At 36.6% G+C, this 23,563-nt stretch carries 25 protein-coding genes; 14 read left to right on the forward strand and 11 right to left on the reverse strand.

Going from position 1 to position 23,563, the window contains the following annotated elements; all coding sequences use genetic code 11:
* Positions 1–183: 183 nt before the first annotated feature.
* Positions 184–651 (reverse strand): GNAT family N-acetyltransferase, encoded by a 468-nt coding sequence (locus M2R48_RS12365; protein WP_004822170.1) that lies wholly within the window; start codon positions 649–651, stop codon positions 184–186.
* Positions 652–965: 314 nt separating this feature from the next.
* Between M2R48_RS12365 and M2R48_RS12370 the strand changes: the two genes are divergently transcribed.
* The 3 genes from M2R48_RS12370 to M2R48_RS12380 are packed head-to-tail and all read left to right on the forward strand — an operon-like array spanning position 966 to position 2,929.
* On the forward strand, positions 966–1,970 hold the full coding sequence (locus M2R48_RS12370) for an adenosine kinase (protein WP_034613897.1): 1,005 nt from the start codon (positions 966–968) through the stop codon (positions 1,968–1,970).
* An 18-nt stretch (positions 1,971–1,988) separates the two neighbouring features.
* Positions 1,989–2,300: a Rieske (2Fe-2S) protein gene (locus M2R48_RS12375; protein ID WP_162242519.1), complete on the forward strand. Its 312-nt coding sequence runs from the start codon at positions 1,989–1,991 to the stop codon at positions 2,298–2,300.
* Positions 2,301–2,314: 14 nt separating this feature from the next.
* Positions 2,315–2,929 (forward strand): OB-fold-containig protein, encoded by a 615-nt coding sequence (locus M2R48_RS12380; RefSeq protein WP_004822174.1) that lies wholly within the window; start codon positions 2,315–2,317, stop codon positions 2,927–2,929.
* 70 nt (positions 2,930–2,999) lie between these two features.
* On the opposite strand, the gene M2R48_RS12385 is transcribed toward M2R48_RS12380, so the two are convergent.
* The gene (locus M2R48_RS12385; protein WP_262087492.1) at positions 3,000–3,578 is read right to left on the reverse strand and encodes an NAD(P)H-dependent oxidoreductase; all 579 of its coding nucleotides are present in this window, start codon (positions 3,576–3,578) and stop codon (positions 3,000–3,002) included.
* A 564-nt stretch (positions 3,579–4,142) separates the two neighbouring features.
* On the opposite strand from M2R48_RS12385, the gene cydP reads away from it, so the two are divergent.
* From cydP to M2R48_RS12410, 5 genes are read left to right on the forward strand one after another with little or no spacing between them, the layout of a single operon-like run.
* Positions 4,143–4,334, forward strand: coding sequence for a cytochrome oxidase putative small subunit CydP (cydP, locus tag M2R48_RS12390; protein WP_004719678.1), 192 nt, complete (start codon positions 4,143–4,145; stop codon positions 4,332–4,334).
* A complete protein-coding gene (locus M2R48_RS12395) occupies positions 4,334–5,920 on the forward strand; it encodes a cytochrome ubiquinol oxidase subunit I (RefSeq protein WP_004719676.1) in 1,587 nt (528 codons plus the stop codon). Before cydP ends, M2R48_RS12395 begins: the two co-directional genes overlap by 1 nt.
* Positions 5,917–7,062 carry a cytochrome d ubiquinol oxidase subunit II gene (gene cydB, locus M2R48_RS12400; RefSeq protein WP_004719675.1) on the forward strand — a complete coding sequence of 382 codons (1,146 nt, stop codon included), beginning with the start codon at positions 5,917–5,919 and terminating at the stop codon, positions 7,060–7,062. Before M2R48_RS12395 ends, cydB begins: the two co-directional genes overlap by 4 nt.
* Positions 7,063–7,092: 30 nt before the next feature.
* On the forward strand, positions 7,093–7,194 hold the full coding sequence (gene cydX / locus M2R48_RS12405) for a cytochrome bd-I oxidase subunit CydX (RefSeq protein ID WP_002120988.1): 102 nt from the start codon (positions 7,093–7,095) through the stop codon (positions 7,192–7,194).
* Positions 7,195–7,197: 3 nt separating this feature from the next.
* Positions 7,198–7,494, forward strand: coding sequence for a cyd operon YbgE family protein (locus M2R48_RS12410; RefSeq protein ID WP_004719673.1), 297 nt, complete (start codon positions 7,198–7,200; stop codon positions 7,492–7,494).
* A gap of 47 nt (positions 7,495–7,541) precedes the next feature.
* Here the strand turns inward: M2R48_RS12410 and M2R48_RS12415 are convergent, their stop codons facing one another.
* From M2R48_RS12415 to M2R48_RS12425, 3 genes are all read right to left on the reverse strand, one after another.
* On the reverse strand, positions 7,542–8,090 hold the full coding sequence (locus M2R48_RS12415) for a GNAT family N-acetyltransferase (RefSeq protein WP_262086320.1): 549 nt from the start codon (positions 8,088–8,090) through the stop codon (positions 7,542–7,544).
* Positions 8,080–8,430, reverse strand: a complete 351-nt coding sequence (locus M2R48_RS12420; RefSeq protein ID WP_262086321.1) for a hypothetical protein — start codon at positions 8,428–8,430, stop codon at positions 8,080–8,082. Before M2R48_RS12420 ends, M2R48_RS12415 begins: the two co-directional genes overlap by 11 nt.
* 100 nt (positions 8,431–8,530) lie before the next feature.
* Entirely contained in the window at positions 8,531–9,196 is a 666-nt protein-coding gene (locus M2R48_RS12425) for a DUF2057 domain-containing protein (protein WP_262086322.1), read from the reverse strand.
* Positions 9,197–9,474: 278 nt separating this feature from the next.
* Here M2R48_RS12425 and M2R48_RS12430 point away from each other — a divergent pair, with 278 nt between their 5' ends.
* The 5 genes from M2R48_RS12430 to M2R48_RS12450 all read left to right on the forward strand — a co-directional run bounded on the left by M2R48_RS12430 (position 9,475) and on the right by M2R48_RS12450 (position 14,339).
* Complete coding sequence (locus M2R48_RS12430; protein WP_262086323.1) at positions 9,475–10,668, forward strand: hypothetical protein; 1,194 nt, start codon at positions 9,475–9,477, stop codon at positions 10,666–10,668.
* Positions 10,669–10,795: 127 nt separating this feature from the next.
* Positions 10,796–11,059 carry a hypothetical protein gene (locus tag M2R48_RS12435; RefSeq protein WP_004719666.1) on the forward strand — a complete coding sequence of 88 codons (264 nt, stop codon included), beginning with the start codon at positions 10,796–10,798 and terminating at the stop codon, positions 11,057–11,059.
* A gap of 568 nt (positions 11,060–11,627) precedes the next feature.
* Positions 11,628–12,782, forward strand: coding sequence for a hypothetical protein (locus tag M2R48_RS12440; protein WP_262086324.1), 1,155 nt, complete (start codon positions 11,628–11,630; stop codon positions 12,780–12,782).
* 9 nt (positions 12,783–12,791) lie between these two features.
* Entirely contained in the window at positions 12,792–13,658 is an 867-nt protein-coding gene (gene thiM, locus M2R48_RS12445; RefSeq protein WP_262086325.1) for a hydroxyethylthiazole kinase, read from the forward strand.
* Positions 13,659–13,718: 60 nt separating this feature from the next.
* Positions 13,719–14,339, forward strand: coding sequence for a DUF4240 domain-containing protein (locus M2R48_RS12450; protein WP_262086326.1), 621 nt, complete (start codon positions 13,719–13,721; stop codon positions 14,337–14,339).
* A 38-nt stretch (positions 14,340–14,377) separates the two neighbouring features.
* Here the strand turns inward: M2R48_RS12450 and M2R48_RS12455 are convergent, their stop codons facing one another.
* The 6 genes from M2R48_RS12455 to aceI all read right to left on the reverse strand — a co-directional run bounded on the left by M2R48_RS12455 (position 14,378) and on the right by aceI (position 22,513).
* Positions 14,378–14,761 carry a 5-carboxymethyl-2-hydroxymuconate Delta-isomerase gene (locus tag M2R48_RS12455; protein WP_262086327.1) on the reverse strand — a complete coding sequence of 128 codons (384 nt, stop codon included), beginning with the start codon at positions 14,759–14,761 and terminating at the stop codon, positions 14,378–14,380.
* Positions 14,762–15,311: 550 nt separating this feature from the next.
* A complete protein-coding gene (locus M2R48_RS12460) occupies positions 15,312–16,766 on the reverse strand; it encodes a SulP family inorganic anion transporter (RefSeq protein WP_262086328.1) in 1,455 nt (484 codons plus the stop codon).
* 397 nt (positions 16,767–17,163) lie between these two features.
* The gene (locus tag M2R48_RS12465) at positions 17,164–17,577 is read right to left on the reverse strand and encodes a hypothetical protein (RefSeq protein WP_262086329.1); all 414 of its coding nucleotides are present in this window, start codon (positions 17,575–17,577) and stop codon (positions 17,164–17,166) included.
* 23 nt (positions 17,578–17,600) lie between these two features.
* Positions 17,601–19,316, reverse strand: a complete 1,716-nt coding sequence (locus tag M2R48_RS12470; protein WP_004822190.1) for an AAA family ATPase — start codon at positions 19,314–19,316, stop codon at positions 17,601–17,603.
* Positions 19,317–19,447: 131 nt separating this feature from the next.
* Positions 19,448–21,517 (reverse strand): hypothetical protein, encoded by a 2,070-nt coding sequence (locus M2R48_RS12475; RefSeq protein ID WP_262086330.1) that lies wholly within the window; start codon positions 21,515–21,517, stop codon positions 19,448–19,450.
* A 570-nt stretch (positions 21,518–22,087) separates the two neighbouring features.
* On the reverse strand, positions 22,088–22,513 hold the full coding sequence (gene aceI / locus M2R48_RS12480; RefSeq protein WP_004822192.1) for a chlorhexidine efflux PACE transporter AceI: 426 nt from the start codon (positions 22,511–22,513) through the stop codon (positions 22,088–22,090).
* Between the two features lie 147 nt (positions 22,514–22,660).
* Here aceI and M2R48_RS12485 point away from each other — a divergent pair, with 147 nt between their 5' ends.
* Entirely contained in the window at positions 22,661–23,551 is an 891-nt protein-coding gene (locus M2R48_RS12485) for a LysR family transcriptional regulator (RefSeq protein WP_034618362.1), read from the forward strand.
* Positions 23,552–23,563: the final 12 nt, after the last annotated feature.

The raw sequence follows: 23,563 nt of genomic DNA on the forward strand, positions 1-23,563 counted from the left end.
AGAAAAGAATTGCTTAGGCTATTTTTAGTATTTTACCACGAAAACTATTTTTGCAGATCAACACGGATTCATTTCCAAAAATAAAAAGTATCTTAAAGCCTATAGCTGTAAACCAACAGCACCATTTTCAAATGATGCTGTTGCTCAGAGTTAGAGGTATAGACCAAAGGATTTCCAAATTCACTAAATTAAATATTTAAAGTAATTATAATTTGGGTGATTTGAGACAAAAACATAATTTTGTTTTTGATAAAATGGCGCTGCATCTTTTTCACTACTTAAGCACAAGGCAGAAAAATTAGATTTTGCTCTTTTTTCAAGTTCGAGCAATAAACTTTTACCCAATCCCGTTTTGCGATATTCAGGCAATACATAGAAACGGCGTACCCGACCAATTTTATGCTGAGTTTCTGAGTTCTGCTTTGTATCACCATCCTCACTGATTTGAATATTTAAACCACCGCATGCAACCAGTTTATCTCCATCAAACGCAACCAATAAAAATTCACCATGTCGATTAAATCTATTGCTGCCTTGCTGAAACTCATCAACCAAACGTTGAATAAAATGAAACCCTTCTTTTTCAGCAACTACGGCTAAATCTTGAATTTGCGCAGGCAATTGATCTACCTGTTGAATTAAAATATTCACTCAACCTCCAATATGTTTTAGGGTTTGTAGACAGTTTTAGCTTGATGCCTATGTTTATTTCTCAACAAAACCTAACCCAGCGATCTCAATCAATCACATTGAAACAATCTAATTTAATCACGCACACTGATCAACACAATGGCTTAAACTACGCAATAATCATCTCAAAAACAGGTTTTATTCAGCACACCAGCAAGTTGTAAAATTCCAACAAACCATATTTAACAAATGTAATTGAAATTTTTTCAACAAACTACTGTAAAGCTGAGCATTCGTGTAAACTTTATGTTTTTAACATTGATGTGATGAAGAACATGGCTACAGTTGACCTTTTTGCAATTGGTAACGCGCTCATTGACCAAGAATTTAAAGTATCAGATCTCTTTTTAGCTGAACAAAATTTGCAAAAAGGCACCATGCAACTCGCAGATGGTGAATCTCAAACTCGGCTATATAATAATTTAAAAGCCAGCCAAAATTATAAAGGTCAAGCATCTGGCGGTTCAGCTGCCAATACCACAGTGGCATTCAGTGCATTAGGTTCTTCAGCATTTTATGCATGCCGTGTTGGAAATGATGATCTAGGCACAATTTATCTCGATGGTTTAAATGAAGCAGGCATCAAAACTTCGAAAAAATCGATCAGTGAAGGTGTTACGGGTACATGTATGGTTCTGGTCAGTGAAGACTCAGAACGTACGATGCAAACTTATCTTGGCATTACTGCAGAACTTTCAGATCTACAAATGGATTTTGAACCTTTAAAAACAGCGCAATGGTTATATATCGAAGGTTACTTGTCTACAAGTGATTCAGCGCGCGCAGCCGTAAAACAAGCACGTCAAATTGCTCGTGATCACAAGGTTAAAATCGCATTAACCCTATCTGACCCGGCAATGGTGCAATATGCACGCCAAGGTCTAAATGAGTTAATCGATGATGGTGTAGATCTGATTTTCTGTAATGAACAAGAAGCCATGATGTATACAGAAACTGACTCTGTAGAAGCTGCACTGAATCAATTAAAAACACTAAGTACTGATGTGGTGATTACACTCAGTGAAAAAGGTGCATTAGTCGCAGATCAAAAACAGCATTTTTATGTTCAAGGTCGTAAAGTGAATGCAGTCGATGCAAATGGTGCTGGTGATGCATTCTCAGGTGCTTTCTTATATGCTTTAAACAATGGTGAAAATTTACAAACCGCGGCACAACTTGCTATCCTTATTTCAAGCGAAGTAGTGTCTAAGTTTGGACCACGCCTAGACGTTGCAGAATACGCAAATCTACTCGAAACGTTCAAAAAGGAATGTGCATAAATGTCTGAAAAAATTGCAATGACCGATGAAATTGAAGAGCGTAAGGCACGTGCGTTTGACACAATGACTGGCGATACCATTTTTATCACTCAACGTGATGGTGCATTTTATGCCTACCAAAATGTCTGCCCTCATCTACAAACTGAACTGGAATTTCTGGAAAATCAGTTTTTAGACCAAGACGGCGAATATATTCAATGCTCGACGCATGGTGCTTTGTTTGAAGTTGAAACAGGTGAATGTATTTCAGGACCATGTCTGGGTGATAAACTTGAAAAAGTAAATATTTCAGTCCATTCAGATGGTGGTATTTACATCGAGGACGAATAAGGTTGGAAACTGCCATGCTTGGATTCTTATTTGAACATGAATTAATGCCCTTTCACCTCAGTGTCTTGGCTTTAATTCTGCTGAGTATGGCAGAAACTTTTGGCTACTATATCGGCTTACGGCCAAGTACCTTTCTGAAAAAAATTTCACCAGATTGGCTCATTGAGTCGCCCCTGTTACAAGTTAAATTTTCCAAAGTACTTATTTTCGTTTTTTTATTATTGAATTTTAGTTTTGCAGGCTATTTTTTACAGCTCTCTATCTTTGCAAGCAAACAAGTATTTGCCGCTTGGTATTATGTAGTTTTACCCGCATTGGTGATTGCAATCTTCTTCACCGTATTTATGATTCATTGTTTGGATCAGGTGATAAAACCTAAAGTTACGTTGAATCAAGTTGACTTGCTTGGACGATTGGCCACAGTCTCTAGTGGTAATGCACGACCTGGGTTTTCAGCTCAAGCACGGGTTCGTGATGAAAATGGACAACTGCACTATATCCAAGTCGAACCAGAATTTGGTGAATTAGAATTTCAATCGCAAATCATCTTAATACGTTTTAGAAAATCACATTATATTGCCAAGAAAATTTCGATCTCAAATCATCTATTTAGTTCAGATCAGTATTAAAAGTCTGACTCGGTTTAGTACATCCAATACCTTTATTACGTCTCCAGCTGAATCTAATCATAACTTGCCCTCATTTTGGCCAACGTGTAATTTTAGCTTCAATCCGTGCACAAAATGACGCAATTTGAGCTTGAGTAAGCGATTCAGCTTTATACAGTGACAACATTTGAAAATGGCATTTTGGTGCACAGGTACTCAATAATGCGATTTTCAATATGTGTTTTACTGGTTGCCAAAGTACCAAACGAGCTACCCACCAAGCTGAACCCAATGAAGTAATCGCCAATGTGTATTTGAGGTTATCGAGTTTAGGTTGAATTGCACCCAAATCGTTTACATGATCATAAGCAACTCCAGGAGCCCAAAAACGATCAAACCAGCCTTTCAGTATTGCAGGAAAACCAAACCACCGAGTCGGAAAGACCAGTATTAAAGCTTCTGCGAAAAGTAAATCATCTATATTCTCTTTGACAGCTGTTTGATCAAATGTAGGACTGTAATAACTTTGACGTTCCTCATCTGTCAGTGCGGGTGAAAAACCATAGGCGTACAGATCTTCAATCACAACTTCATGACCATTGGCAATTAAAGTCGCTATTGCGGTCTTCGCCAAGCTTTGACAAAGACTATCAGTTACAGGGTGAGCAATAACAACTCAACATTTCATGGTGATTTCCTTTCAGCTCAATCAGTTATAACTTATTAGATAAAATGAACAAGAATTTAAATCATTGAACTTCAGCAAAAATCCAAATATAGATGAAGTTGTACATAATCAAATAAATACCCAACTATCAAAATAGAAACATCTTTTAACTTTTAATTATGACTAAAATTTAAGCATAAATTACGATTATTGTTCCCCCCATATTTGTTACACAATTGGATTTTTTCTAAAACAATAAACTCAAAAAGAATTTAAACCAACCATTTTAATCGGAATAATTTTTCACCAAACTTAATTCAAACTAATTTAGTTGGTTTAATAAAATCTAAACAATACCATTTTACTAGGTTTTATTTTTATTAATTACAAGTGTTTTAATCAACTTTAAAAACAATATAAATTAGTATATTTTTTAACAATACAAATTTTTAAACTATTGTTTAATATCAGTTTAATAATATATTTTTATTTTAACTGTTTTATCTATTTATTTCTTGTTGCGTTTTGTTTAATAATATAAGCATATTTAAATAATAGGCTTAACGCATGAGCTTAAAACCTAACGATTTAAACCGTCGGCTTGTCAGAGAAATTGCAGTCATATTAATAATTAAGATTGCCCTTTTAATGACGATCAAACATATCTGGTTTGATGCGCCGACTATTCCTAAAGATTTTGATAACCAAGTTGCTGAGCGTATTGCTGGCAGTCCTTCCCAAATCAAGGAGACACGTTGATGATTTCTGAAAGCGTGGTCGATCTTTCGCGGTTCCAATTTGCAATGACCGCGATGTATCACTTTATATTTGTACCACTTACTCTAGGTCTGGCTTTTATTCTTGCCATTATGGAAACCACTTATGTGATTTCTGGTAAAGAAATTTATAAAGACATGACCAAATTCTGGGGCAAACTTTTCGGTATTAACTTTGCTTTAGGTGTAACCACTGGTCTGACCATGGAATTCCAGTTCGGTACAAACTGGGCGTACTACTCTCACTATGTGGGTGATATTTTTGGTGCGCCACTTGCCATTGAAGGATTGATGGCATTCTTTCTAGAATCAACTTTTATTGGTTTATTCTTCTTTGGCTGGGATCGCCTTTCAAAAGTTCAACATTTAAGTGTGACATGGTTAGTTGCGCTGGGTTCGAATTTATCCGCATTATGGATTTTAGTTGCCAATGGTTGGATGCAAAATCCTGTCGGTTCAGAATTTAATTTTGAAACCATGCGTATGGAACTTGTCGATTTTGGTGCTTTGATTTTTAACCCAGTAGCTCAAGTGAAATTTGTTCACACGGTGTCTGCAGGTTATGTGACTGGTGCAATCTTTGTTCTTGCCATTTCAAGTTATTACTTATTGAAAAAACGTGATTTACCATTTGCGCGTCGCTCTTTCGCCATCGCTGCAATCTTTGGTTTAGCGTCTACACTTTCAGTCATCTTATTGGGTGATGAATCTGGTTATGAGCTTGGTGATGTTCAAAAAACCAAGTTGGCTGCAATTGAGTCTGAGTGGGAAACACATCCAGCACCTGCGCCATTTACTTTATTTGGTATTCCAAATCAGGAAGAACAACGTACTGACTATGCCATAAAAATCCCGTATGCAATGGGTATTATTGCCACACGTTCACTCGATAAAGAAGTCACAGGGCTTAAAGATTTGATGGTTCAACATGAGGCACGTATCCGTAATGGTATGGTGGCATATAGCGAACTCGAAAAACTTCGTGCTGGTGACCGTTCGCCTGAACTGATGGCATCGTTCAAAGAAAACCAAAAAGATTTAGGTTATGGCTTACTTCTTAAAAAATATACTGAAAATGTAACAGATGCTTCTGAAGCACATATTCAAGCAGCAACAAAAGATACCATTCCAAATGTAACTGCATTGTTCTTCTCTTTCCGTGCAATGGTCGCTTCTGGTTTCTTGATGCTACTCCTGTTTATCCTTGCAACATTTGCTGTAGCAAAACGTAATGCAGAAAATAAACCATGGTTACTTAAATTTGCATTGTTTGCACTACCATTACCTTGGATTGCAGCACAAACTGGTTGGTATGTAGCAGAAGGTGGTCGTCAACCGTGGACTATTGGTGAAGTTTTACCTACACATCTTTCTGCCTCAAGTTTAAGCACTGGTGATGTATGGGGATCAATCATTGCATTAGCCGCGTTCTATACGGTGTTATTGATTATCGAAATGTATTTAATGATCAAATTCTCACGCTTAGGACCAAGTTCTTTACATACAGGTAAATATCACTTCGAGAAACTTGAAGCTCAGCAAGCTCAAACTGGGGAGAATCAATCATGATCGAATATGAACTTCTCAAAATTATCTGGTGGGTTTTAGTCGGTGTTCTACTGATTGGTTTTGCCCTCACAGATGGTTTCGATATGGGCTCAATGGCACTGATGCCATTTGTAGGTAAAACTGATGATGAACGCCGTGCAGCAATCAATACCATTGCACCGCATTGGGAAGGCAACCAAGTTTGGTTCGTGACTGCGGGTGGCGCACTATTTGCTGCTTGGCCTATGGTTTATGCAACGGCTTTCTCAGGTATGTATTGGGCACTCTTGCTGGTCTTATTTGCACTCTTCCTTAGACCTGTTGGCTTTGACTATCGCTCTAAACTGCAAAATACCCAATGGCGTAATTCTTGGGATTGGGGCTTATGTATCGGTGGTGCTGTACCTGCGCTGGTTTTCGGTGTTGCATTTGGTAATATGTTCTTGGGCGTCCCGTTTACTTTAGATGAGACTGTACGTTCAACTTATACAGGTAGCTTCTTTGCCCTACTTAATCCATTTGCATTGGTCTGCGGTATTGTAAGTTTGTCGATGCTGTGTGCACATGGTGGTGCATGGTTAATGCTGCGTACAGATGGTGTATTACGTCAACGTTCTGCTAAAGCAACACAACTGATGGGTATTCTCTTCTTAGTTACCTTCTTGGGCGTGGGTGCTTGGTTATATTTTGGTGGCATCGAAGGATATACTTTGGTACAACCATTTAATACCAATGCTGTTGCCAATCCGCTTGCGAAGGAAGTATTAACAACGGGTAATCATGGTTGGATGAATAACTATTCAATTTACCCAATCACCATGCTTGCACCTATTTCTGCAATCCTTGGTGCAATCCTGATTATCTTTGGTGCTGGTAAAAACAAAGCTGGTGTCAGCTTTACAGGTTCTACCTTAGCGGTGACGGGTTCAATTTTAACTGCTGGTTTTGCACTGTTCCCATTCTTAATGCCATCAAGCATTAACCCAACTGTAAGTTTAACCATGTGGGATGCGGTTTCAAGTAAGAATACATTGACAGTAATGACTGTGGTTGCTTCTATATTTGTGCCCATTATTTTAATCTATACCACATGGTGTTATTACAAAATGTGGGGCGTTATCACCAACAAACATGTTCAAGATAACTCACACAGCCTGTACTAAGGCTGTGTCTAAGCAAATAGGAGAATATTTATGTGGTATTTCGCTTGGATTCTTGGGATCTTGATGGCGTGTTTTGCAGGTGTGTTAAGCGCACTCTATATTGAACATCATCAAGATTTGGATGAGGAATAAACCATGACAGAGATCGCAATGACAACAAAACAAAGAAAGCCGAATAAGTTTGCAATGGCCATTTCGTTTTTGATGGCATTGCCTCTTGCTGCGGTATTGTTGATTCACCCTGGGGCAATGCTTGATGCCAATGGTCACTATAACCATAGTGCGCTCATGATGGTGATGATTGGTATTTCAGGTGGCTTTATACATGGGGTAGGATTCCTACCACAGTTTTGGTTATGGAAATGGTTATTTAGTCCCTATGTCGCATGGCCACTCATGCTATGGGGCTATTACACTTGGTTCTTTAGCTAAGTCCTAAATTTGAAAAAATAAGACCCTGATTTACTCAGGGTTTTATTTTAATTGGATGAAGCTTTACTCGCGACACTCTTTCTCATTTCGATTAAATGCAAATCTACAATAGGTATACCTACATTTGCATTTAAAGGATAATCCTCCACTATACCCGTTTGTATATAGCCACGGCGCTGATAATAAGCAATCAATTCATGACGTACACTTAAAACCCACATAACGAAATGCGTAAAATGACAGTGGTTGAATAGAGCTTTGTCATACACATACTGTTCAGCAAAATCTAAAACATATTTGCCGATACCTTGATTTTGTAATGTAGCTGCAATACAAAATGTGCCGATTTCCACATCATGTTGGGTAAAAGTCAAACCAATACATGCGACAATTTGCTCATCCAATTCAGCAACAAATAACTGAAAATTATCCTGAGCCAAGGCTTGTTCTAATTGCTTGGCATTGATTCGATCACCCGTGACAATTTCTGATTCACTGGTCCAACTACGACCTTCTTGTTGTCGATAAGCAGAATTAATCAGATCAACTAAATTTGTAATGTCGGATATTCGTGCTGTTCTAAAATTAAGCTGCATGCAGTTTGCTTTTTAAAAAATTGAAGATAAATAGGACCAATTCAAAAATGACCAGTGATAAAGCAACCTCAATGAGAATTAGCAATTCCCCACTTCGACTAGCCGAACAATGCATTTGGGCAGTTCCCGCAATACATTTAAAGATCAGCTTATAAAATGAGATTGACCAGATATATAAAATACCTAAACTAGCAAAGAAAGCTAGAAAATGGAAAATATTAGATTTATTTTGAAAGAGTTTCGCTGTAATACAATAAGCTCGATATGGAATCCAGCTAAAAGCAAATAAACCAATAACGGTAAAAATGATCGCTGCTGTATAAAGAAAATCATCTGACATCAAAAAACTTTCAAACATTTTATTCTTTTTTTTTTCAAAAACACACTTTGTTATAACACAAAAAAAGACCATCGAAATGGTCTTTTACATGTACTTAAAATTATTGCTCAGCTAACCAAGTCATAAACTTCTGACGTTCCGCCTTGCTTGCATTTTGCCAGATTTGAATCAATTGGCGATCTGCTGAATTGACATCAGTCACGGTTTGAGTGGTCTTAGCAACTGAGGTTGTTGCTGGTGATTGGCTTGTCGTTGTTGCATATACAGCTGCGGGTTGATTTACTGGCGCTTTCTTACTTGAAGTTAAATCAATCACTTTGCCAAATAAACCAGAACCTAACCACGGCTTCGCTTCAGTATTTACACCAGTCTGTTGCACCACAAGACGGTTTTTATTGTCATAAATCGCAATCGTTGGTTGTTCTGCATATTTTTTTGCATCTTCAAAACGCTGAGGCGGATTCACTAAAGCAATTTTATAAGTTTGACCATCTTTTAAATCTGGCGCTGTCACTGTGACCACACCCGATTTTAAAATGTCATGTTCACCATTTAAATGTTCAAAATACTGTTGATAACGAACACTTACCGCAACTTGACCTGCATCGACTTTATATTCATTCTTTTTACGGATTAAACCTGAATTCACTTCTTGATCGTTTACCGCCAATACTACAATTTCTTCTGGCGCAGATAAGGTGGCTGCTGCAAAAACTGATCCGCTTAGCATTAAAGCTAATGCAGCAACGCCGTATTTAAATGCCATATTGCTCTACTCTTATGTCAAATATATGTAAAATTTATTGCACTATGCAATGTCGTGATGACAGTTTTATGACAATGGCGATTTGTTCTGATTTTTATAATGAAACCATTTTCATTTTACTTGTCACATAATTTTGTCATTTACTGGAAAAACCATTCATCTGCTTGTCCTAAAAGCACATTTTAAATTTATTTTTTCTTATTTATAACTAAAGCATTTGAATAACACATATTCAGAATAAGCATAATTCTAAAAAACAAATTAACAGGATGTTCCCCATGAATAAGAAAACCATATCCAGATTTAAAGCAATCTTAACGAGATGTATCATCGGTATTACAACTGTTTTTGCCGTACCTTATGCCACACAAACAATGGCAGCAAACAGCTATGCCACTCAAGCAAGCCCAGCACAACTATCAAAACTTGCCTACAATATGAATGCCAATATGGCACAACGTAACCTCAACACATCTGAAAAAATTCTGTATCAGCAACTTTACAACATTGCCAATAATCAAACCTCCTTATACGACCCGTCTATCACCTCCACGATCCAACAATATGAAAGTATACGTAGCAAAATTCGCCAGCAATTTTCCACAGTTAGGCAGCTTGCTATAAATACTTATGGCAACCAGTCACAACAAAAAATATTACTTGCAACTAATGCTTTTATTTTGATGTATTACGATGCACTCAGTCGTAATAACCCAAAATTCTTCTGGCCAAATCTGGGTATTTTTGTAGCCAATGATGTCCGTTCTACGTATGCATTAACCTTCTCATTGTCCAATGCTTTAGACCCCTTAAATGTCACCAATGGTCAAAGTGTCATTATTGCAGGGATGAATGTACCCACATTACAGTCCACCATTGCCCAAGCCAATAATGAATTAATTAATGGGCAAGCCAATGTGATGGCAGATATTGGTGGACTCAGTATTATGCATCAACACTATGATGCTTTGGTGTTAGCACAACAACTGACTGGCTATGGATCTACCCTGACACAAGCGTTTCAATTACAAAAAATCGCGGATGAAGAAGCGCTTAGATCAGGTATTTATTCATCAAAATTTAAAAAGTTGGCTACAGATGCAGCTATCAGCTTTGGCATTCATGAACAGGAAAAAATTCTACAGCCGATGTGGGATAAGCCAATAATGCGTGATTTTGCTAAAATTAATAATTTTATGCTCTCGCTGAGTTTAGAGAATTTAGGCTTACGTGGTGATATCTTTGTGGGCATCAATAAATTTAAATTAATTTTCACCCCCTATCTGATTATACGCGCACCATTCACAGCAACCAATCTGGCCAATGTACAACATCGTATCGCAATTGCACGTAATGGTTTTAATGTGTTAAATGAATGGAAACAAAATATATTCTTTGCGCCATGGATACCCATCTATCAAGCAGAGATTGGTAGAGGAAATGGCTTATACCAACCAGTAGGCGCACGATAAAACATTAAACCCCCGATGCACAACATTACACTTTTTTCAAAGCGACTACATTTTGAGCACAGTTCTTGCTTGTTTAATGTTGTGTATATCGCACAATAAAAATACTCAACAAAAAATGAGGTGCAACATGATTTTTAAAGACCATATAGTCCGTGTTGAAAATATTAAAACGATGCAAATGCTGGATAAAGCGAAGTTAGATCATCAGGTTATTGCGATGTTTATGACTTGTGAAGGCATTCCTTTAAAAACCAGTGAAGTGACTGCGCTTTTAAAACAATATGAAATGCTAGGACAGCACAAAGTTCCAGCTAAAAAAGCCAAGGCATTGCTTCAGGCTAAAATGGAGCATTTTGAGGATTCTGAATTACCGTGCCCTGCTGCTTATTAAGGCAGGTAAGCGTTAGGGTTATTGTTTAAATCACCTTTTATCGGTAAATAGAATCAATAGATACGTTCTATTTACCGCATTTAAACCATACAAACTGCTAAACCATACAAGCTTCTTTCCCCCAAAGTCCCACATTGTTGCTTTTACAAAGGGATTATAAATATTTGCTTTTCAAAATAATAATGTAAACCAGACTGCACTATTTTATCCTGCAATACTTTTGAATAGTCAATATGTTTTGACGCAACGAAGCGCCCTATATAACGGTTCTCAATCAGATCAATTTGAATATTTTTAAGTGCTTTGAGCAAGAAAATACCATAACGGCATTCTACGTACAGACTAGATGAAAAGATTAAAAAATGACCCCATTCCAAAACATCTAAATTTGCACTCAACTGGATTCGCTTGTTGAGATTTAGTCTTTAAATATCATTGAATAATAATACAATGGGTTCTATCATCATCGAATATGTATATTTTATAATACATTCATTTTAAGCAATCAGCTTTCATCTATATAGATGTGTATAATGAAAAGTCCTTAATAATTTATATATTTATCTCTATGCTTCAAATTCTGCAAAAACAGCTGGATGAAAGTACATTTTGCCCACTTTGTCAGGCAAGTATGTATTATGTTGAAGCTGAAGAATTTGAGAAAGAAGTCAGTTTTCACCAATGTAGCCATTGCAATCATCAAGTTTTTCAAAACAATCAACGCAACTGTCATTGTGAAACATGCCAAAGCAAACGGCGTAAACTGATTAAAGAAACTCGCTTACAAGAAACCCGTAAGCTAAAGAAAAAAGATAATTTTGAATTAGGTTTAGACCAGCTTAGTTTTTTACATAAATTATTTTTACTGAGTATTTTAGACAATCAAGTGCATGAAAATACCAACCATCAAGAGTTTATTGATTGGGAAGTGATTAAATATCATCCTATTACCCCCAATTACTATTTCCAAAGTCAACTTCTCAACCAACTGATTAAAGACAATGTTTTTGTTGCCAAAGATTTTAGTGATGATGCACACCAATACTATATCAATGTCCGTTTGGATGGTTATTCCGAACCGAGTATGTTTAGTATCGCAACACAACTTCGCCACTGGTTCTATGAAAATCTAAGCCAAGGTATCCCATTTAAAACATCCGAAGAAGTCAAAAATGCACTCTATGTTGTGCTGTATCAAGAAATTGTACAGTTTACCCAACATTATTGCCGCACGTGGGGTATCCAGATTTCGGGCAATAAAAACTTCCAAATCTTCTGTTACCACCTACTCGACACATTGGCTGTTGGGCAAATTTTCTATCTCATTCAGACTGCGCTTGAATATCTATATCAAAAAAAGGCGCTACAAGTTCGTAACGAAAACTTTATTAATACCAATATTCTCAAGAAAACAGTGCAACAATATCGAGACCGTGCAATTGCAGAAAAATGGGAAACCTCAACCCTGCCACGTCCACCAAATATTCCATTGAGTAGAATGAGTGAAATACTGTTTTATCGGTTTTTAGGCTACGATGAAGGTATCTTCTTTCAACCTGTGTGGAAATCTTGGAAAAAGATTGAGCCACGCTTAAATTTCTATTCGCAAAAGCGCTGTATGTATTGTGGCTCAAACGAATTAACGGTTGAGTATGATGCACAAAATTATGTGACATTATTTTGTCGCAGTTGCAAACACCAAGACCACTACTTTACTCAGTAAGGAGCATTTATGAATCATCCTGAAAATATTACACATTCTCAAACGGATCAACTTCATACCCACACTGATGTCATTTTACAAAAAGTTGTGGATGCTTGGACTGAGTTGCAAACTCAACAGCCCTTAGTCCAGTGTATCACCAACAGTGTTGCAACAAATTATGCTGCCAATGTCTTACTGGCTGCTGGGGCTTCACCTGCAATGATTGATAACCCATTTGAGGCTGAAAGCTTTGCTTCTATTGCTGCGGCATTAAGTATCAATGTGGGAACACCAACCTCTGAACAAATGCAGGCTATGCAAATTTCAGCGCAAACTGTAGCAAGTAAAAATACACCGTGGGTTCTCGACCCTGTTGGTTATGGTGCATTTCTCAAATGGCGCAGTGAAATGGTTGATCAGTTGGTTTTGCTTAAACCGACTGTTATTCGTGGTAATGCCTCAGAGATCAGTGCACTTGCAGGCAATCAAGTTGAATCCAAAGGTGTAGACAGTACTGTGTCAAGCAATGAAGTGTATTTACAGGCTTTAGCACTTTTAACTCATACCGAATGTGTTGCAATTTCTGGTGAATCTGACTTTATTCTATCTAAAGAATTTAATAGTGTGATTCAGGTTAATGGCGGAAGCTTTTTACAGCCTAAAGTCACGGCAACAGGTTGCGCTTTAGGCGCTTTAATTGCTGCGTATAGTGCAGTCACAACAGCCACAATCGCAGCAGTCTCTGCACATATCCATTTTGCGATTGCAGGAAAATTGGCTTTTGAAAAAGCCCAAGCTGTTGGAAGCTTTAATGTCGCATTTTTAGATGAAATATATCAAATGAGTGCAGATAAAATTTGGCAATATGCAGACATAGAAGTTTTAAGCCTTTAGACCAAACTGATAAAGTTGCTTTTTAGCATTAAAATTAAGCTTAAACCTATGGAATCACTTATGTCATTACGAGAAGAAGAAAAATTGTTTTGGGACGCAATAGACCAGTCGAATCACAACAAAGATGCTCACTGGTCTGACTATGATATTGACCAGCATTTACAAGATCTTGTGCAATATTTATCTCAATTAGATAAACAACAACTGATTACTTTTGAAAAAACACTCCAGCTCAAACTCTCACAACTCTATAGTGCTGAAATCGCAGAACTCTCGACAATTCTAGAATCTGATTTTACTGAAAAAGATGGTATTTTCAATTTCGATGCCTATTTATCAGATGATGGTTTTATTTATTTTAGATGTTGGTTAATCCTCAAAGGCAAGGAATTCTTTGATGACATACAAGAAGATATTCAAAACTTTGTTAGCGGGAAATATAGTTTTGATATAGGCGACACTTGGGCTGAGGGTCTACTCTATGTTGCTGATGAGGCATATAGCGTTCATCATGAAAATGAAGAAGAGTCTGTGATTCGTGATGCGGTATATTTACAATATCCTGAACATCACTATGATTTTGCAGCGAGCGAGATTGAAAGAGATTTACTCAATGGTGTTGAGTTACAAACGCGATATCCAAAACTGGTTAAAGCAATATGCGAACTCAGAAGTGAATAAGTAAAAGATTGGGGCTTATTTTTTAAGCCCCAAGCTGATTATTTTTGCACAAAAACTTTTTTATAAATTTCTCGTGGCATTTCAGCAAACTCTACACAGAGCTGAATTTCTAAACCCTGTGCAGAATAATCTTCAAATGACTGTAAAAATTGCGATAAATTTTCAGTCATTAAATCTTTTTGTGGTTCAGTACGACCACTTAGACCTTGTAAACGTACAAAAATAAATGCTTGATTACTCTGCTCGCCACTTTCATCCCCAAAGCCAATCAAATAATCCGAAACTGATTGAATACGGGATTTAATATCATGTGCTTCACTCACTAAGCCTGTATCAAACAATGCATGATTTAAACCCAACATCAATTTCTTTTTATCTAAATTCTGAATATTGTCAGAATAATCAATAAACATTTGTGGCATCGTATTAACCGTTTGAAAGTACTGGATATTGGTCAGAATTATAGCATTAACATATAAAAAAACTGTAAAATTAACACTAAATTAGCATTTTAGCGCTTAGATTCATGAGAACTGTAAAAGAAAAAGCAAGCCGTAAAGGTATGATTTTTTTCAGCTTACTTTTAGCTCTACAAATTTACTTCCAAATACTAAATTTTCTAAATGATAAGGAATTCGAGATAAATCAAATACTAATCTATATTTCGTTGATTTTAATCTGTAAATATTACTTTAAGTTTGAATCTTTTTTAAAAGCTAGATATTGGGCTTAAGTTAGCATCTTAATTATTTCAAACATTTTATTTTTTATACTACATTGATTATATTTTTCAGCTGTATCAATATTTCACAAGCTAAAACCGTTCTCTCTTGCTAATTTTAGTTTTAGCATTTGTGGCATATATCCCATAAATGAATCTTAGCTAATTCATATTAAGAAGTACTTGAATGATTAAGCTATACCCATTTTAGAGACTCTACATACTCTACATAAATGTAGAGTCTCCTTAATTTAAATTCTGGCATGTGTGCCATACTTATCGATCATAATTGAACTCGCTTCATTTAAACCACGTACTGTGACGTTGATTCCATTCTTACGAAATTTGCTTACAACAGAATCCAACATCGCAACAGATGTGACATCCCAAATATGGGAGTGAGTCAAATCAATAATGACATCTGAAATTTTCTCTTTGAAGTCAAAACCTTGCATGAATTTCTCAGAAGAGCTAAAGAAAATCTGACCGCTTAAATCATATAAACGTGCTGATCCTTCAAAAGCAGACTTCACCTGAATATCATCTTCTAATTTAATGGCAAGAAATAGCGCTGAAAGCAAAACGCCACTGAGCACACCTAATGCGAGGTTATGAGTAGCTACGACCACTATGACGGTCACGATCATGACAACATTACTACTTTTAGGATTTGCTTTAAAGCTAGTTAGAGAACGCCATTCAAAGGTACTAATAGAAACCATAATCATTACAGCAACCAATGCAGCCATTGGAATCACTTTGAGCCAGTCGCTAATAAACACAACAAGAATAAGAAGAAAAATACCCGCTGAGAATGTTGATAAGCGAGAAAAACCGCCTGATTTCACATTAATCATAGATTGACCGATCATTGCGCAACCCGCCATTCCTCCCATAAAACCAGATGCAATATTCGCGATTCCTTGCCCTTTGCATTCCTGATATTTATCACTTGGTGTATCAGTCATTTCATCCACGATCGTCGCTGTCATCATAGATTCAAGTAAACCAACTGCCGCTAATGCGAATGAATACGGCAAGATAATCTTCAATGTTTCAACATTCAAAGGGATGTCTGGAAGTAAAAATATTGGAAGCGTATCAGGCAAAGCCCCCATATCTCCAACTGTTCGCACATCAAATCCAAGACTCATTGCCAATATCGTAATTGCAATAATACACACAAGCGGAGAAGGCAGTATTTTTCCTAATTTTGGAATGAACGGAAATAAATAAATGATTACCAAACCTAATGCAACCAAAGCATAAACATGCCACGTCACATTCACAAATTCAGGCAACTGAGCCATAAAAATCAAGATAGCTAGAGCATTCACAAAACCAATCACTACGGATTTAGAAACAAACCGCATTAACTTCGCTAACTTCAAATAGCCTGCAAATATTTGAATCACACCCGTTAAAATTGTTGCAGCAAGTAAATATTCAAGGCCATGCTCTTTTACTAAAGTGACCATAAGCAATGCCATAGCGCCTGTTGCTGCCGAAATCATTGCTGGACGTCCCCCAACAAACGAAATCACGACGGCGATACAAAATGATGCATATAAACCCACTTTTGGATCTACACCAGCAATAATTGAAAAAGCGATAGCTTCAGGGATGAGTGCAAGCCCCACAACAAGTCCAGCAAGCACATCCCCACGGATGTTAGAGAACCATTGTTCTCGGATATTAGATAACATAAATAGCGCCTATTTTTTTGATTTTTTGATAGGCTAGTGATGTGATATACGACACACAAACGACTACACCACATCACTAGACAATGATGAGTTATTTACAGATTAGAAGAGGTAAATAAACTTAAGGTGGCGTAAGTGTCATAAAAAAGCACTGGTTTTGAAGGAAGTTAAAGTGTGAGTATAGCATCCAAATTTACTACACAACTATACGATGCTGAAATTCACTTTAATTTTAGAATAAGAATAACCATAAGATGAAACATTTCTGCACTAGGGTGCTTTATGGTTCTTTATCTCATTCAAAGCACGACATCTATTGTATTCTATTGATAGACCTTAACAAAATCATCAATAAACATCTGTGTTAATGCATTCTTTTTAACTTAAAACGATTGAATCATAAGATCTGAGATGCAACAGTAGCATTGATCACCAATTCTAGATTTTCAAAATCGTCAAATTGCTCAAACTCAAAATCGATCTTGATTTTCGCAATCACTTTTAGATAACCGTCACGACTTTCAATAAATGCCAATTGGTATAAATCGACAGGATTATGGATACTTTTAATGGTAAAACACCCATTAAATGCATCACATTCATTTTCATCAAAAACCAACGTCAACCCAAGCAAATCTTTTAAAAATGGAGATGGTAGCTCCAACCCTTCAAAAGAAATATTTGAATCTATCAATTCATGCGCATAATAAAATGGGCACAACTGAAAGCTGAGATTATAACTATTAGAATATTTGCATTTAGACAAAATAGCTAAACGTGGACTTAATAACTTTTTCTCAAATTTAGCCATTAATTCATCACTAAAAACATCTATCACTCAACAAATAACAATGCCAAACGTACCTGATCATAGCCCATTTTGGGACTGGTTAAATCAACGATTGGACGCAATTTAATCGCACCATCATCATTAAAATGACTTGGATCTTGACGTTTCTTCAATTTTTTATAGATCACACGAATTTTTTCTACAACTTCTTCACCAGGATTTGCAATCGAGATATCTAAACCTTGCTCTCGATGTAAACGAGCCAAATGATTGATAATCGTCGCAGGAGTTAATCCACGTTCAACCGCAATATCCTGAATCTCATAGCCACTTTCAAACAATTCACGTGTTTCATCAAGTGTTGCCGAAGCATAATTGGTTTTACCACTATTACGCGCCAGCTTCTTTTCATTACGTTCAATTTCAGTGGTATTTAACGTCCCGCCACAATGACGAATAAAGGCATTGTGCTGTGTGGTTAAGTCTGAATCTGCATAATGCACTTCGGCTTCATTGGATAACTCTTGAAAACGGCGATCTGCTTTAATTGCAAGACTATCCAGTTCCAACGCCTGATCATTAAAACCTAACAATCTTAAACCCTGAATCGATTTAAGCCGGGATAAAGCCACATAACCCTGACCTTTTTCAAAGGTATGGCTTAAGTTGATTTCCGCGGCTTCCAAGGTCATCCCTTGTGATTTATGAATCGTAATCGCCCAAGCTAACCGTAATGGCACTTGTTGTAGACTGGCGATGGTTTTACCACCTTCATTGTCAACAGACCACGTTTCTGGCGCAACCAATAAGGTTGTACCATCGGTCATTTTGACTTTAGGCAACATTCCTAGTTCATCGTCTTCTTCAAAACCAATAACTTCACCTAAACTACCGTTGATATAGCCCATATCGAAGTTATTTTTAACGAACATAACTTTGGCATGCTTTTTAAGCGTCAACTCATCAGGTGCACGTACAGAAGATTTCAATGTTTCGATCAGCTTTTCATTACCATCTGTCACCGCTACAAATTGATGATCATCCCCTTCAATCGCATTGAGATGCTGAAAGTTGATGCTATCCACGTCCATATTGTGGGTATATAAACGCGTGTAGGTATCGCCAATGTCTTGATTACGGGTATCTTGTAGCGCTTGAATATGCTGTGGCTGAATATTCTGGGCACGAATCGCATTGAGTACATCATTCAATGCCGAATCATCTTGACGATGCTGCTCTGTCAGGTAGCAAACACGAAATTTTGCTTCAACCCAAGCGGTTGACATAAAACAAAATTTATCTCGATTTAGTTCGCTATTTTTTCCTACAGGCGGCAGCTGAAAAAAGTCTCCAGCTGCAATTACTTGAATACCACCGAAAGCATCATCAGATTCTTTAAAATATTTTAAAACTTGATTGACCAAATTAAGCTGTTTGGCATGTAACATTGAAATTTCATCAATGATCAAGACTTGGGCATTTTCTAAATGCTCTTTTAAGTATTTACGCTCTTTCATACGCTTTAAATCATCATCAGTCAGCGTATCTTTGATCCCTATGCCTGCCCAAGTATGAATCGTCATTCCATTCATATGTGTTGCTGCAATCCCCGTAGATGCTGTAATTGCAACAGGGACTTTGCGTGCTTTTAAATAATTGATGTACTGATTAAGCGTATAGGTTTTTCCTGCACCAGCAGATCCAGTCAAAAAGACATTTTCACCCGCTTTCATAAGTTTGAGTGCAGTTTCTTGTTTCATAACAGCCTTGAATTACCTAAACAGGATGGGACGGCTATAGCCTAACGATTTTTACATAAAAAGTTAAGCCAAATGCATCATGAAAAGTGAATTAAAGCCAAGTCGCTCACTCAAAAATGATCTGCGTCAAACTATAAATTCCCCAATTCTTCATTGGGTTGAATACTGCTTTTCCATTTTAAATGCTGATTTACATCATCAATAAAAGCTTGAGCTTTCAATATATAAAACTCATCAGGAATATGATTATTAGGTAAACGCAATTGATCAAAGACCAAACGTCCTAATTTATAATAACAACCTAGCGTCATTTCCTGAGTCGCATCATCAACTTTCGATACATGAAATGCTACATATTCACGATCTGCGATCCGCGCACAATAGGACAATGCCAAACAGTGTTTAAACACCAGCGACTCTTGGATAATTCGTTTTAAGCTATTCAGTTCCTCATAGCACCACTCTTCAAAATAAATCTTTTGCATTGGTGCAACGCGATCCCAATGCTCTACATCTATTTTTTCTTTAAGTGTTGATAAGGTATCAACAAAATAATGATGTTGATGCCAACGCTGTGCTTGTTGATATAGACCAGACCAAGTGACATTCCGCTCTATATCGTGATGATCATTAAATAAATGCATCACATAGTCCAAAACAAAGCTGTCGTAAATACTATGGTTAGATGCACGACCGATCTGCATGTGTTTCAGTTTTTTACGAAAATCATCGACTGTTATATTGTGCTTTTGCAACTGAATAAAAAATTCTGCATGTTGTTGTCGTTGCGGATCAATAAATTTAATCAGTTGCTTGGGTAAACCCTGAGCAATGTGTTGTACAAACAGCATAAATGCTTGAATGATACGATTTATCTTAAGGTATATTTTTTTATACATCTGTGGTTGATCCGCTAACATCAATGCAGCGAAATCCAACCATTCTTCGATATATAAATAAGAATTAGAAATCGTTTTCTTATTCGATTTATTTTCAATCTCTGTTTTTAAAAAACTATAACGATTGTTCTTTGGATGATTCTGCCATTCATTTGTAATTGCAAAAGAGTGACACTCAATTAAAAATAGCCGTGCTGCAATATTTTTAAAATACTTTAAAACACCTACAGTGACTTCAGGATAAATCTTTGAAGTATCAATCAGACTTAATGCTGTGATCGTGATCCTGACATTGGGATCCTTTATATGTCGACTAATCCAATCATTGACCTGTTCATCTTGTTTAAATAGCCAATTTGCAGTGCGCTTAAGGCTACAAATTGGAAATTGTGGAACTTGATCCTGTTCCCAATATTCAGCATCTTTTTGTAAAAAGTGTTGCTTGCTCAATAAATCCTGATATTGCCAAAAGCCCCGTTTCATATATTTTGCATAAGCAAGCATTTGCGGTTGTTCTTGAGCATGTACAGCCAGTAATTGATAACTTGCAAAATACTGACTGAGTTCGTGTAAGCGTAATGATTCTGGGTGAAAAATCTTTAAAATACGCAAATAATGCGCTGGAATAAACTGATCTAAAGAAAAAATGGCCTGTTGAAATTTGGGTACCAATGACTGAATCGGTAAAAACTCTTGACCCAATACAGAATTAATCAGCACTAAATGCTTAATGTTAATTTCAACACTTAAAGGAATCGCTTTACCATATTTGGCAAAATCAGAAACATAGGCATAATCAAAATATTCATAGTACAGCAAAATTTGATCAATACGCTCTGCATCTGCTTCACTAATATTATATAAATACTGCTCTACCCGATTTTCACCATCCACCCACTCGAAAACCTGCTCAATCAGCGTTTGGCGGATGATTTGAGCTTTGGTCTTTAAATCAGTTGGATGTATCTCATGATATTTTGTTGTATAAAAATAAATATTTTCTGAGAAATATTGAACAAAACGATTGATATTGATTTTATTTTCTAAACAACGCGGTAACTTTGCAAAATTTAAATCAAAAATTAAACCCTTTTCTTCATCAAAGTAAATATTGAGTAACTGATTTGCCAGACTGAATTTATGCTGCTGTGGATCAAACTGGAAAAAGTTGTGCGCAGTAATCTCGGACAAATAGTCAAATTGATCAAGATAAATCTTATTTAAATTTGCTGAAACCTGAAGTAATTCTTGAGCAGCAAGCTGGTGTCTATGTGGCAGCTGCTCCTGAACTGTCTGCACCATATTTGCCTCAATCCATCTCTTACATATATTGAATTTATTAGGGTCTGTTGACACTTCTTCTATGTTTGCGACAACTAGTTTTTTTAGACGATTCGAGGCACGAAATACGAAATTTAGTCAGCTAAATGAGTAGTTCGTAACGACGTAGCGACAAAAAAACTCTAGTCCCGAAGGGTTGTGGTTAAAATTATCTCAGTCTGTGTTATGAAACTCGAAAATAGTCTCGCTATTCTCTTCGTTTCATGCCTTGCCTGCTCAATTTTAGCCTACAACGCAAGCCATTTATGAAATGTTAACAGACCCTATTGTAGGCGAACAATTTTACAAAACAAATTGAATTCAATTATCTTTTGCAAAAGTTTGTTTAAACTGAGCTGTGATCGTGTAACGGGTTTTATCTTTATTGATTATGTTTTATCCAGTCTTTATTCATTATTTAAAATCTATTTTAATTATATGTTATTTATTCAATTAAATTTTTATAAAAAAAGATCCCCTTACTTTTCAATAAAACTAAGGGGATCTCTATCGCAACACATTTGAAATAAAATAAATGCATCGCAGGCTTAATTAAGAATGTACAGGCTTTGCCCCCATGCGCTCTTCAATCAAGTCATAACACCATTGGAAAATAAAGGTATACACCAAAATACAGGTGGTCATTCCAAAATCCAATAAAATTGCTTGCCACAAAGACATATCCATTGCGTAAGCAACCATTGGAATCGTGGCTAACATCAAACCACCCTCAAAACCAATGGCATGTAAAATACGTACACCAATGGTACGTTTAAGTTTTCTCTTACGCTCAAATTGTTCAAAGAAATGGTTAAACACCATATTCCAAACCACTGAAGTCACGGCCATTGCAACACCTAATACACCAGTAACTTCCATTGGTACTTCAAAAATAAAACTTAATGCAATCGCTATGATCACCAATAGGATGACTTCATAGCTTAATGCATGAATAACCCTTCTTTTGGAAATCATCATTTAAAACTACTCTTTCTTGATTCGATGGATGCATTATATTTTTATAATATTGATCAATCGAGTCAGGTTCTTTCAGTTTTATTGAAAGGTTGCGTGAATTGGAGTAAATTTAATGACTGAAAAATTAAACATAATGGTGCCAAGCGCGTGAATATTAACCAAGAACAACTCACTATCTTTAAAACGGTGATGGAAACAGGTTCATTTTCAGCAGCAGCCCGACAGCTTGGCAAAGTCCCCTCCGCTGTCAGTATGTCTATCGCCAACTTGGAAATAGACTTAAATCTAAAACTCTTTAATCGTGTGGGACGTGAACCAATCCCTACACCTCAAGCTCAACGCTTATATGAAAAAACTGAACAACTGCTGGTAGAAATGAATCAGTGGAAACAACAAGCGATTGCACTTAGCGAAGGCTTGGAATCCTCATTAAATATCGTGGTGGTTTCTGAATTACTGCATACAGACTGGGCTGAATACATTGCACTGTTGGGAGAGCATTTTCCAACTTTAGAAATTAATATCTTCTCAGCACCACAAGAAGATGCGCTGAAAATGCTGATGAATCAGACGGCTCAACTGGCATTGATGTTTGAACGTGAAATACTTGAAAGCCGTGAGCAATTTGTCGAATTTAAAAAAGAAGCCTTGGTCCCTGTTTCAGCTATTCATCATCCATTATCAGCACATAAACAAGTTACTTTTGAACAAATCCTACAATCCAGACAAATTGTCGTGGCAAGTCGTGATCGAACCATTAAACCCGAACTGCTTTATTCTAAAAACTATTGGCGGACAGACAATCACCACTCAGCATGTGCTTTAATTTTAAAAGAACTGGGTTGGGGTGTACTTCCCTTGGAAATGTTTAATGAAAATCCTGAGCTCAAACATAAGTTAAAAATCTTAGATTTGCTCGATTTCACACCAAAATTTGAATATTTTGTCGACTTAGTCTGGAGTCGTGAGAGCAATTTAGGCTCAGCTGCTCGTTTTTTGATTAATCACATTCGAAATCAAAGAATTCATACAAAATAATAGGCCTTTCAA

This window comes from Acinetobacter sp. I-MWF, assembly GCF_025433935.1.
GTDB lineage: Bacteria > Pseudomonadota > Gammaproteobacteria > Pseudomonadales > Moraxellaceae > Acinetobacter > Acinetobacter guillouiae.

Excerpts from the sequence above, each read along its gene's own strand:
- M2R48_RS12450 (WP_262086326.1), top strand. The coding sequence starts at position 13,719 with ATGTCATTACGAGAAGAAGAAAAATTGTTTTGGGACGCAATAGACCAG.
- M2R48_RS12415 (WP_262086320.1), bottom strand. The coding sequence starts at position 8,090 with ATGCAGCTTAATTTTAGAACAGCACGAATATCCGACATTACAAATTTA.
- M2R48_RS12410 (WP_004719673.1), top strand. The coding sequence starts at position 7,198 with ATGACAGAGATCGCAATGACAACAAAACAAAGAAAGCCGAATAAGTTT.
- M2R48_RS12375 (WP_162242519.1), top strand. The coding sequence starts at position 1,989 with ATGACCGATGAAATTGAAGAGCGTAAGGCACGTGCGTTTGACACAATG.
- cydX (WP_002120988.1), top strand. The coding sequence starts at position 7,093 with ATGTGGTATTTCGCTTGGATTCTTGGGATCTTGATGGCGTGTTTTGCA.
- thiM (WP_262086325.1), top strand. The coding sequence starts at position 12,792 with ATGAATCATCCTGAAAATATTACACATTCTCAAACGGATCAACTTCAT.
- M2R48_RS12455 (WP_262086327.1), bottom strand. The coding sequence starts at position 14,761 with ATGCCACAAATGTTTATTGATTATTCTGACAATATTCAGAATTTAGAT.
- M2R48_RS12380 (WP_004822174.1), top strand. The coding sequence starts at position 2,315 with ATGCTTGGATTCTTATTTGAACATGAATTAATGCCCTTTCACCTCAGT.
- cydB (WP_004719675.1), top strand. The coding sequence starts at position 5,917 with ATGATCGAATATGAACTTCTCAAAATTATCTGGTGGGTTTTAGTCGGT.
- aceI (WP_004822192.1), bottom strand. The coding sequence starts at position 22,513 with ATGATGATTTCCAAAAGAAGGGTTATTCATGCATTAAGCTATGAAGTC.
- M2R48_RS12465 (WP_262086329.1), bottom strand. The coding sequence starts at position 17,577 with ATGGCTAAATTTGAGAAAAAGTTATTAAGTCCACGTTTAGCTATTTTG.
- M2R48_RS12395 (WP_004719676.1), top strand. The coding sequence starts at position 4,334 with ATGATTTCTGAAAGCGTGGTCGATCTTTCGCGGTTCCAATTTGCAATG.
- M2R48_RS12470 (WP_004822190.1), bottom strand. The coding sequence starts at position 19,316 with ATGAAACAAGAAACTGCACTCAAACTTATGAAAGCGGGTGAAAATGTC.
- M2R48_RS12420 (WP_262086321.1), bottom strand. The coding sequence starts at position 8,430 with ATGTCAGATGATTTTCTTTATACAGCAGCGATCATTTTTACCGTTATT.
- M2R48_RS12425 (WP_262086322.1), bottom strand. The coding sequence starts at position 9,196 with ATGGCATTTAAATACGGCGTTGCTGCATTAGCTTTAATGCTAAGCGGA.
- cydP (WP_004719678.1), top strand. The coding sequence starts at position 4,143 with ATGAGCTTAAAACCTAACGATTTAAACCGTCGGCTTGTCAGAGAAATT.
- M2R48_RS12430 (WP_262086323.1), top strand. The coding sequence starts at position 9,475 with ATGAATAAGAAAACCATATCCAGATTTAAAGCAATCTTAACGAGATGT.
- M2R48_RS12435 (WP_004719666.1), top strand. The coding sequence starts at position 10,796 with ATGATTTTTAAAGACCATATAGTCCGTGTTGAAAATATTAAAACGATG.
- M2R48_RS12440 (WP_262086324.1), top strand. The coding sequence starts at position 11,628 with ATGCTTCAAATTCTGCAAAAACAGCTGGATGAAAGTACATTTTGCCCA.
- M2R48_RS12475 (WP_262086330.1), bottom strand. The coding sequence starts at position 21,517 with ATGGTGCAGACAGTTCAGGAGCAGCTGCCACATAGACACCAGCTTGCT.
- M2R48_RS12460 (WP_262086328.1), bottom strand. The coding sequence starts at position 16,766 with ATGTTATCTAATATCCGAGAACAATGGTTCTCTAACATCCGTGGGGAT.
- M2R48_RS12370 (WP_034613897.1), top strand. The coding sequence starts at position 966 with ATGGCTACAGTTGACCTTTTTGCAATTGGTAACGCGCTCATTGACCAA.